General features: G+C 54.9%; 10 protein-coding genes. 6 read left to right on the top strand and 4 right to left on the bottom strand.

What is annotated here, in order from left to right; genetic code table 11:
- From WCE46_RS05110 to WCE46_RS05090, 5 genes are all read left to right on the top strand, one after another.
- A partial coding sequence (locus WCE46_RS05110; protein ID WP_424732622.1) for a pyridoxal-phosphate-dependent aminotransferase family protein occupies positions 1–716 on the top strand: 716 nt, incomplete at its 5' end.
- Positions 713–1174 (top strand): riboflavin synthase, encoded by a 462-nt coding sequence (gene ribC / locus WCE46_RS05105; protein ID WP_424732621.1) that lies wholly within the window; start codon positions 713–715, stop codon positions 1172–1174. The genes WCE46_RS05110 and ribC, both read left to right, overlap by 4 nt.
- A gap of 342 nt (positions 1175–1516) precedes the next feature.
- On the top strand, positions 1517–3121 hold the full coding sequence (locus WCE46_RS05100; protein WP_424732620.1) for a PKD domain-containing protein: 1605 nt from the start codon (positions 1517–1519) through the stop codon (positions 3119–3121).
- 342 nt (positions 3122–3463) lie between these two features.
- Positions 3464–3883 (top strand): 6,7-dimethyl-8-ribityllumazine synthase, encoded by a 420-nt coding sequence (gene ribH, locus WCE46_RS05095; protein WP_373006362.1) that lies wholly within the window; start codon positions 3464–3466, stop codon positions 3881–3883.
- Positions 3880–5019, top strand: a complete 1140-nt coding sequence (locus WCE46_RS05090; protein WP_424732619.1) for a pyridoxal phosphate-dependent aminotransferase — start codon at positions 3880–3882, stop codon at positions 5017–5019. The genes ribH and WCE46_RS05090 overlap by 4 nt, the downstream gene beginning before the upstream one ends.
- 211 nt (positions 5020–5230) lie before the next feature.
- On the opposite strand, the gene WCE46_RS05085 is transcribed toward WCE46_RS05090, so the two are convergent.
- Positions 5231–5644: a pyridoxamine 5'-phosphate oxidase family protein gene (locus tag WCE46_RS05085; protein WP_424732618.1), complete on the bottom strand. Its 414-nt coding sequence runs from the start codon at positions 5642–5644 to the stop codon at positions 5231–5233.
- A 99-nt stretch (positions 5645–5743) separates the two neighbouring features.
- Here WCE46_RS05085 and WCE46_RS05080 point away from each other — a divergent pair, with 99 nt between their 5' ends.
- Entirely contained in the window at positions 5744–7168 is a 1425-nt protein-coding gene (locus WCE46_RS05080; RefSeq protein WP_424732617.1) for an MFS transporter, read from the top strand.
- A 43-nt stretch (positions 7169–7211) separates the two neighbouring features.
- Here WCE46_RS05080 and WCE46_RS05075 read toward each other — a convergent pair whose 3' ends face one another.
- The 3 genes from WCE46_RS05075 to WCE46_RS05065 form a co-directional block, all read right to left on the bottom strand.
- Positions 7212–8075, bottom strand: coding sequence for a class I SAM-dependent methyltransferase (locus tag WCE46_RS05075; RefSeq protein ID WP_424732616.1), 864 nt, complete (start codon positions 8073–8075; stop codon positions 7212–7214).
- 54 nt (positions 8076–8129) lie between these two features.
- On the bottom strand, positions 8130–9329 hold the full coding sequence (locus WCE46_RS05070) for an ABC transporter permease (RefSeq protein ID WP_424732615.1): 1200 nt from the start codon (positions 9327–9329) through the stop codon (positions 8130–8132).
- The coding region (locus tag WCE46_RS05065; protein WP_424732614.1) for an ATP-binding cassette domain-containing protein at positions 9326–9561 on the bottom strand (236 nt) is incomplete at its 5' end. The genes WCE46_RS05070 and WCE46_RS05065, both read right to left, overlap by 4 nt.

Below are 9561 nucleotides of genomic sequence, written 5' to 3'. Positions count from 1 at the left end.
GGATCAAGAACCCGGCAGCGGAGGTCGGAAGACTGGCCCACAAGCACGACGCACTCTTTATCGTGGACGGCATCACCTCTGTTGGCGGCGATGTTTTTGAAGCCGACAAGTGGGGCGTCGATGTCGCCATCGTCGGTTCGCAGAAGTGCCTTGCCGCCCCGGCGGGGCTTGCCGCGGTTGCAGTGAGCAGCCGGGCATGGGAACGGCTCACGAAGAACCCGCCCTACTATCTCGACCTTGCCGCGTACAAGAAGAGCGCCGCCGGGAAACCGATGGAGACCCCGTACACCCCGGCGGTCCCGCTGTTTTTGGCACTTCGCGAGGCATGCCTGATGATAGAGGAAGAAGGACTTGCGAACCGGATTGCCCGCCACCAGAAGATGGCGAAATCTGTTCGGGCCGCCGCACAAGCATGGGGCCTTTCCCTGTTCCCCAAACTCGACGCGAAGCACGAGTATGCCACGACCGTCACCGCAGTCTCGTACCCCGAGGGCATCAAGGACGACGATGTACGGGCAACAATAAAGAAGATGGGCATTATTATCGCCGGCGGCCAGGACCACCTCAAGGGTAAGATCTTCCGCATCGGTACCATGGGCGCCGTGGGTGCCCCCGAGATCCTCGCGACCCTCGCCGCGACCCAGCACGGTCTCAAAAAAGCCGGCTATAAGGTCAAGGGCGACGGTGTTGAGGCGGCAGCCGAGGTGCTGGGATGAGGGTTGGTGTTGCTGACACCACCTTCTCACGCGTCAACATGGGAGCGATCGCCATCGGCGAGCTCAAAAAGCACGCGAGCGTAGCGATCGAACGGGTGACCGTCCCGGGCATAAAAGACCTGCCGGTCGCCTGCAAGAAACTGATCGAAGAACGCCGGTGTGAGATCGTGATGGCTCTCGGGATGCCGGGCGGCAAGGAGAAGGACAAGCTCTGCGCCCACGAGGCATCGCAGGGGCTCATCATGTGCCAGCTCATGACGAACCACCACATCATTGAGGTCTTCGTGCATGAGGACGAGGCAAATGACGATGCGGAACTCGCGTGGCTTGCCGAACAGCGCACCCGGGAGCATGCCGAGAACGCGGTAAAACTCGTCCTTCACCCCGAAGCCCTCACCAGAGACGCCGGCACCGGCCAGCGCCAGGGATTTCCGGATGCCGGCCCTGCCCACAGGTAGGGACCCTCTTACCGATTTAAAAAGAATTTTTTTATCGGTACTGATTCTGACAGATCTTCAAAAATACGTCTCCTGATGGGAATTTCTGCTTCGGTATCAGCCGTAACTTTCTGCGATATTTAATTAAATGTCACGCATACATTACATTATGCTTCAGATAGTAATCGGAAAGGATGCTATCGGGGAAATGCTTCTCCGGGTTGGAACAATTTTATCCGGAAATCCCAATTATCTGACCTCTCAAAAAGATTGCTACAAGACCGAGGGGTCTTTTGAAGGTGTACATATGTTCCACTCACTTCCCGCTCCATATTCATGTTCTCACTCCGTGGGAGGAATATTATGAAGAAAATCCCCCTGCTCATGGGCGTTTCCTTTTTTATCGCCGCTCTGCTGTGTGTCTTTCCGGCGTCTGCGATATCAGCCCCGGCGGCAGCGTTTGCGGCAAATGCAACCTCGGGAACAGCGCCACTCGCTGTGCTCTTCCTCGATGAATCCACGAACGCCCCGACCTCTTGGGTATGGTCATTCGGTGACGGGGGTATTTCAACGATACAAAGTCCTGTCCATGCGTATACATTGGCCGGTACCTACACGGTTACCCTTACGGTGACAAATTCCGCAGGCAGTAACACGGTTACCCAGGCCGGATACGTTACGGTCACCAAATCAGCTGCTGCACCTGTCGCGAATTTTGTGGCGACAGTGACCTCGGGAACCTCACCGCTGCCAGTTCAGTTCTTAGACTCCTCCACAAACGCCCCGACCACATGGCTGTGGTCGTTTGGTGACGGAGGTTCATCTACCCTCCAGAACCCGTCCCACACGTATACCACCGCCGGTACCTATACCGTTACCCTTACGGTAACCAATGCGGCAGGCAGTAACACAATCTCCCAGACCGGATATATTACGGTCAGCAAGGTGGCTGCGGTTCCGGCTGCTGCATTCGAAGCGACGGCAACCTCCGGAAATATACCCCTGGCAGTCCAGTTTGTCGATTCTTCCGCAAATACGCCAACCTCCTGGGTATGGTCGTTTGGCGACGGTGGGGTATCAAACGTCCAAGATCCATCCCATACCTATACTGTGGCCGGTACCTATACCGTTACCCTCACAGCAACCAATACTGCCGGCAGTAACACCGTGACCGAGACCAATTATATTACGGTCAGTCCCGCCCTCCCTGTTGCATCATTCACGGCAAACATCACCACCGGGCCTGCGCCACTTTCAGTCAGTTTCACGGATACTTCAACAAATTCTCCCACCAATTGGTCATGGTCGTTTGGGGATGGCGGGACCTCGTCAGACCAGAACGTTGTCTATACCTATACCGCCGCCGGCACCTATTCCGTCGGATTGACCGCGTATAATTCAGCGGGGAGCAATGTAACGACCGAATCGGACTATATCGTTGTAAATTCTGGATCAAATCTCCCGGGTGCGTCTTTCACGTCAGATGTGACACAGGGAAGTGTTCCTCTTACTGTCCAGTTCACCGACAAGTCCACGAATGTCCCGACATCGTGGGCATGGTCGTTTGGCGATGGGAATACATCAACCCTGCAAAACCCCTCCCACACGTATACGAGTGCCGGTACCTACGCCGTAGCACTTACGGCAACCAATGCAGATGGCAGCAATACCCTAACCCAGAGCGGGTACATCACCGTATCAGCAGTACCGGCAACCACGGTCCAAGCGATGACCTATGCAACTACGACAACCGTTCCGGAGTTAACCCCTGCAACCACGACATCAGCTCCCGCTGCATCAGAAACCTCTGCCGTAAGCGGATCAGCGGCAACATCAGCGGCAAATGGATCTTCCGGGATGCTCATTCTGGTTGTGATAATTATCCTGATTGTAATCGCTGTTGTCTTTCTCCTCGCTATCAGGAAACAAAACCGGGGTTCCCGACGATCTGGTGGCAGGGAGTTGTGAGGCAAAAATCCCGACATCCCCCGGGGCAGTTCTCTCTTTTTTTTGTAACCGTTTTACACCAGTGGTGTGGGGAGTGTACCCTCATGACCACTCCTGTGAACCCCACAACGCGTTTCTTCAGATGCAGGAGTTTCACCCGGGGGACTGGCAGATATGAAAAGAAGGCCTGTTATACGGTAAAACTCCCGTAATTACCTTTAAAAAGAAGATGATCGTATCTTTATCGCAATCAGCGGATGCAGTCTCTGTTATGTGCGCCCGGTGAAAAAAACCGATTATAAGAGGAATTGCAGGATACATACGGAACAACTGGGTAATACCGCAAACATGAGTTGATCAACGATGTGTGATACAAAACCGACAAAACTGGGATTTGTCGTCGCGGAGTTCAACCGTGACATCACGTATATGATGGAGATCGAGGCACGGGAGCATGCCGCATTCCTCGGTGCAGAAGTGACCGAGTGCCTGTACGTACCGGGTGCCTTTGACATGCCACTTGCCATAAAAAAGATGCTTGCAGCCGGAAAGGTTGATGCCGTTGTCACCATCGGCTGCGTGATCGAAGGGGCGACCCAGCATGACGAGATCGTCGTGCAGCATGCGGCCCGGAAGATCATCGACCTCTCATTGGAGTTCGGGAAGCCGGTAACACTTGGCATCTCCGGGCCCGGCATGAGCCGGCTTGAAGCGAACGAGCGGATCGATTACGCAAAGCGCGCCGTTGAATCAGCCGTAAAACTTGTCAAACGATTACAATGAGGCCGCTCTCGGAGAAGGTTGCGGCGATTGCCCCGTCCGCGACAATCGAAATATCCAACCGGGCAAAGAAGATGCAGCGGGAGGGTATCGATGTCATCAGCCTCTCGATCGGTGAGCCGGACTTTGACACCCCTAAACACATCAAAGATGCCTGCATCGACGCCCTGAACCGGGGAGAGACGCATTATGCGCCCAGCAACGGCATCCCTGAACTGCTTTCTGCGGTCAGTGAAAAGATCACAACAGAGAACAAGTTCCCCTGCAAGCCCGAGCAGGTAATCGTCACCTGCGGTGCCAAGGACGCCATATATGAGGGGATGGAGGCGGCCTTAAATCCAGGGGATGAAGTCCTTCTTCTCACGCCGGCTTGGGTCTCGTACGAGCCCTGTGTCCAGATGGCGGGCGGGAAGATTGTCAAGCACGCAGTCAACCAGCAGACTTTCCAGCTTGACGACTCACTTCTCGAACGGGTAAACCCCCGCACCAAGATGATCGTGGTGAACTCGCCATCGAACCCGTCAGGGGCAGTATTCGATAAAAAGTCCATGAACCTTGTCGCTGATCTCTGCCAGGATTTTGATCTCTACGCGATGTCCGATGAGATCTATGAGAAACTGGTATACGGTAAAGAGCACATCTCGCTTGCTGCCATCGGGGATATGGCGGAACGGACGATCACCATCAATGGCTTCTCGAAGGCCTACGCAATGACCGGGTGGCGTCTCGGGTACGCTGTGGCACCCGTAAGGATCATCAAAGAGATGTCCAAGGTGCAGCAGCACTCGGTATCGCAGGCAACCACGTTTACCATGTGGGGAGCAGTTGCGGCACTTAAGGGTGACCAGCGCTGCGTCGAAGAAATGCGCAGGGAATTCGACGGCCGGAGAAAATACATTATCGCCGAACTGAACCGTATGGGGTACAAGACCGCTCCCGCCGACGGAGCATTCTATGCCTTCGTAAAAGTAGATGGCGACGATATGGCAATTGCTACCCGGTGGCTCGAAGAGGGACACGTGGCTGCAACCCCGGGCAGTGCATTTGATGCTCCCGGCTGGATCCGGCTGTCGTATGCCGCCTCGATGGACCGGCTTAAAGATGCGATGGAAAGGATCAGACGGGCTGGCGGGAACTGAATACACCGTCCTGTCACACGGTCCCTTTTTTTACAGCATTCCTGGTGACGGGAAATTTTCTAAAACATCTCCCGATTCTCCCATTTTTTTACAGTGGCCAAAATGTCACACTGTCCTTAACTGCCATTTCAGGTTATTTCTGTGACCCATCCCTCCGGTAGCCGGATGCGATGGATCAGCCGTCTGAATAATCTGGTTAGCGGAATCGTTTTTAGCGTTTCCAGACTTCCATACTTGACATATTCTTCCCGTGGTACGTTATCTCGCCCGCGGTAAACACGAGGACGACGAAGTCGGGATTTTCCGGCGTTTTGAAGAACTGCTCGAACATTGGGTTCCAGTATTTCTTCTTGGTCGCAACATCATCGTGGATAGTACCTTTTGCGATGATATCGACATACGGGTCAGAGTATTCCTTTCCCGACCAGATGGCAAGGGCCGTGTCAGGGTTTTTCTTCAGCTGCCCAACCTTTTTCGAAGCTTTCATCGTCGCCCCGACAAAAGTCATGTCGGGAAAGCCGGCAAGCACCATGAACCGCACGGCCGGCAGCTTCCCGTCCAGCGTGGCAACCGCCGCAACATGGGGTCCACCGATGACTTCCATGATCTGCTCTTTGAGTGGCATGGTGGGCAATGCCACGTATATTAATATAAATATATCCTCTCGTTGTACCCCTTCGACAGGTACATTAACCCTTCGCGGTAATGTTCCAATAGATACCGCATGGACACAAAGCAGAAGGTCATCATATCCGTCCTCATGCTTGGTACGCTCATGGGATCGCTCGATTCCACGATCGTTATTCTCGCCTTTCCCACCATATCAGAATCACTTCATGCGGCTTTCATCACCACGCTCTGGATGATCCTGATCTACCTGCTTGTGGTCGCCGTCTGCACCACCCAGCTTGGCCGGATCGGTGACATCTATGGAAGGAGCCGGATGTTCAATGCCGGGTTTGGGATATTCACACTCGGGTCGTTATTTTGCGGCCTCTCCCCCGGTATCTACTGGCTGATCGCCTCAAGAGGTATACAGGCAGTCGGGGGGGCACTGATGCAGGCGAACAGCGGGGCGATCATCGCCGATACCTTTCCGCCCAACGTGCGGGGGACTGCGTTCGGATACATCTCGCTGGGCTGGACAAGCGGCGCCATGCTCGGCATCGTGCTTGGCGGGATCATCACGACCTACTTCGGCTGGGAATACATATTCTTCATCAATATCCCCATCGGCATCGCGGCTACCATTCTCGGCTTCCGGTACCTGACAGATAACTCCCGGGTGCATGCCAGGCTTGATATCACCGGTATGATCCTACTTGGTGCTGCGCTCACCTTTCTGTCATTTGCCGGAGTGGACTTTGCGACCGAGGGGACTGCAGCCCTGAATATTGCCGCATTCTGTATCGGTCTGGTCTTCATTGTAATCTTCGTCCTTTTCGAACGGCGGACAGAACGACCTATCATCGATTTTTCTGCACTGCACAACCGGATTCTCAGATATTCCATGCTGGCGGCATTTTTCCTCAGCCTCGGGTACCTGTCGGTGGTGTTCCTTATCACGATGTACCTGCAGGGCATCCGGGCCCTATCACCCCTCGATGCCGCCCTCCTCCTCACGCCAGGATATGTCGTGGGCAGCCTGCTCTCGCCATATATGGGAAAGCTTTCCGACCGGTACGGGGCACGGGCGCTCGCAACCTCCGGGACCGTGATGCTCATCATTGCCACGCTCATCTATGTGACCTTCAGGGTTGATACCCCGCTCTGGGAGGTGCTGGTCGCATCGGGCGTCTCCGGCCTCGGGACGGCAATGTTCTTTCCCTCCAATAACAGTGCCGTCATGGCAAATGCCCCGGAGGGGTCCTACGGCGGAATATCCGGTATCCTCCGGACTATGCAGAATACCGGGATCTTGGGAAGCTTTGTGATCGCCATCACGGTCTCTGCCGCCTCAATTCCGAGGGATGTGGCATTCGAGGTCTTCATCGGCACCACCAATCTCGTGGGCGGAGTTTCCGATGCATTCATACGGGGGATCGATGCTGCCCTCCTGGCGGCAGTCATTATAATCGGTATTGCCGGCGTTCTTTCATGGATGCGGGGTCATGAGACCCGGGGTTCAGCACCCGCGGTAGACCCTTAAAAAACCGGATGCCTTGGAAGGAGGCGAACCCCGTTTCGATGCCTCACTTTTCCTTTCTCCACCAGATCTTCGCAAACGTCGATGTGCCGGAGATCACGAAATCGGCACCATCCTGCTGTACAAACGGTAAAAGGTACGACTCCAGCACCCGCTCCTGGTTTTCGGTCGTCACACCGAACCTCCTTTTAAAAAATGCCGTCATCTCCTCCCGGGACGGGAAACGGTACTCCTTGTCCAGCGGGAGCATCTCGACATTTGCATAGATTCCTGTCTGGTACAAGACGTTCCAGAGGCAGTCCGCTTTTGGTCCGGGATAATAGGGGCTCCCGTGAAGTGGCGGGGCAAGGTCTGCGTGCACCCGCTCCCAGAATGGCAGGTCCACGAACCAGTACAGGCAGACCTCACCGCACGAGACCGCGTCCATCTTCTGCACGGCCTTACGAATATCGTGCATCGTGAGGGAGAGCGAGGCAATTACAAGGTCATACGGCCCGGCAAGGTCGTGGGTGGGATCCACGTCCTCCCACCTCTTCTTGATACAGGTAATGGTTGTGATCCTTTCTTTGTTTGCCCGTTCCCTGAGCGCCGCTATCATCCCTGCTCCGGGTTCTACTGCAGTGACCTCCCGTACCTTTGCTGCAAGCGGGATCGCGAGCGTCCCCGGTCCGGATCCTATGTCAAGCACCCGTGTCGCACGGCTGACTGCAAGGCCGTCCATGGTCATCCTGACGCGTTTTTCGAATTCACCGACAGACTGTGCCGCGTACCGGTCCGCGTTCTCCTTTCTGTCCCAGTCATGCGAAGTATCTCCGGCGATTTGTGCGGCATCGTATCGGTCCTGCCGGGCCTTCCAGACCTCGTTCCAGTCAATATCGCAACAATCCACCATGGATGCAGGCCTCGCCATATAAGAGGAGGGTATACCCGGCCGGTAATAGAAGTATCCCTTCAAAAAAGAAGTTCACTCGTGCCGCAGGGCATCGATCGGATTGAGGTTTGCCGCCTGCCAGGCAGGGTATAACCCGCAGAGAATGCAGATGATGATCCCAAACCCGACGCCCTCGACAACGGACATCATGCTCGACACTGTAAAGAGGTACTCCGTAGTCTTGAGCATCAGGGAGCTTATCGCGTATCCGGCAAGGACGCTGATGAACCCCCCGATCAGGCTCCCGGTGACACCGATAATGGCAGCCTCGTAGATGAACATACTCATCACCTCTTTTTTCTGGGTGCCAATGCTGCGCATGATCCCGATCTCCTTAATCCTCTCGTTCACTGACATCATCATGATATTGAAGATGGAGACCCCGGCAACAAGCATCGAGATACCACCGATGGCCGTAACAAAGGTCGTGATCGTGCCAAACGTCTGATAAATGGTGGCTAGCGTTGCTTTGCTGTCGATCACGGATACGGTCTTTTCTTTAATATTCCGGTTGAGCTGGTTTTCGATGGTGGTCTTCACATCTGCCGTATCGCCGCTGGTGACCTTCACGACCACTTCGCTGTATTGATCCTTATCATTGTAGGTATTTTCAAACCAGTCCTGCGTCACGACAATGGCACTATCGGTACTGATATCAAAGCTCATCCCCCGCTCCTTGATAATACCGGTCACCCTGAGCGTGCCGTATTGCCCGTCGGTCCCGATGGAAATCCGCGAACCAACCTTGACGTTATGATCCGTTGCGAACGTCGATCCGACAAGGCAGCCAGAGTTCCCGTTGTTGTAGTCCCCGGCTTCGAGATCGGGGAGTAGGTCTTTTGTCTTGTCCGGCGGGAGCCCGTAAATAGTCGCCACAATGTCGTCGCTTCCGACGCCCACTTTCATGTGTTCCGATGTCGAATGAACAGGAATCGCCACGTTCGGGGCGACCACGCGTTTGATCTGCTGATAATTCTGGTCGGTGAGCACCAGGTTCGCCGAGCTCCCGCCCCCGCCGCCAAAGTGCGTGCCCCCGCCGACATATGGCATAACAATCACGCTGTCTCCGACGGAAGAAAGGCTCGCGGAAACCACCTGCACCATGCTGTTCCCGAGGATACCCATGGATGCGATGGCGACGACACCGATGATGATCCCGAGCATCGCAAGGCTCGAGCGCAGCATGTGGATCCGGATATTTCGTTTGGAGATCTCCCAGAATATGGTGCTCATTCTTCAATTCTCCCGTCCACAATCCGGATCGTCCGGTTCGTGTAACTGGCAACGTGGGGGTCATGGGTGACAACGATGATGGTCGAGCCTTTCCTGTTGAGTTCCGTCATGAGTTCCATGATACTCGCGCCGGTCTTTGAATCGAGATTTCCTGTCGGTTCATCGCAGAGAAGGATATCCGGATCGTTAATAAGCGCCCGTGCAACAGCAACCCGCTGCTGCTGGCCTCCCG

The organism is Methanoregula sp. (genome assembly GCF_049690535.1).
Classification (GTDB): domain Archaea; phylum Halobacteriota; class Methanomicrobia; order Methanomicrobiales; family Methanospirillaceae; genus Methanoregula.
The sequence above is the reverse complement of the archived record's forward strand: the minus strand, read 5'-3'. Positions and strand labels throughout refer to the sequence as shown.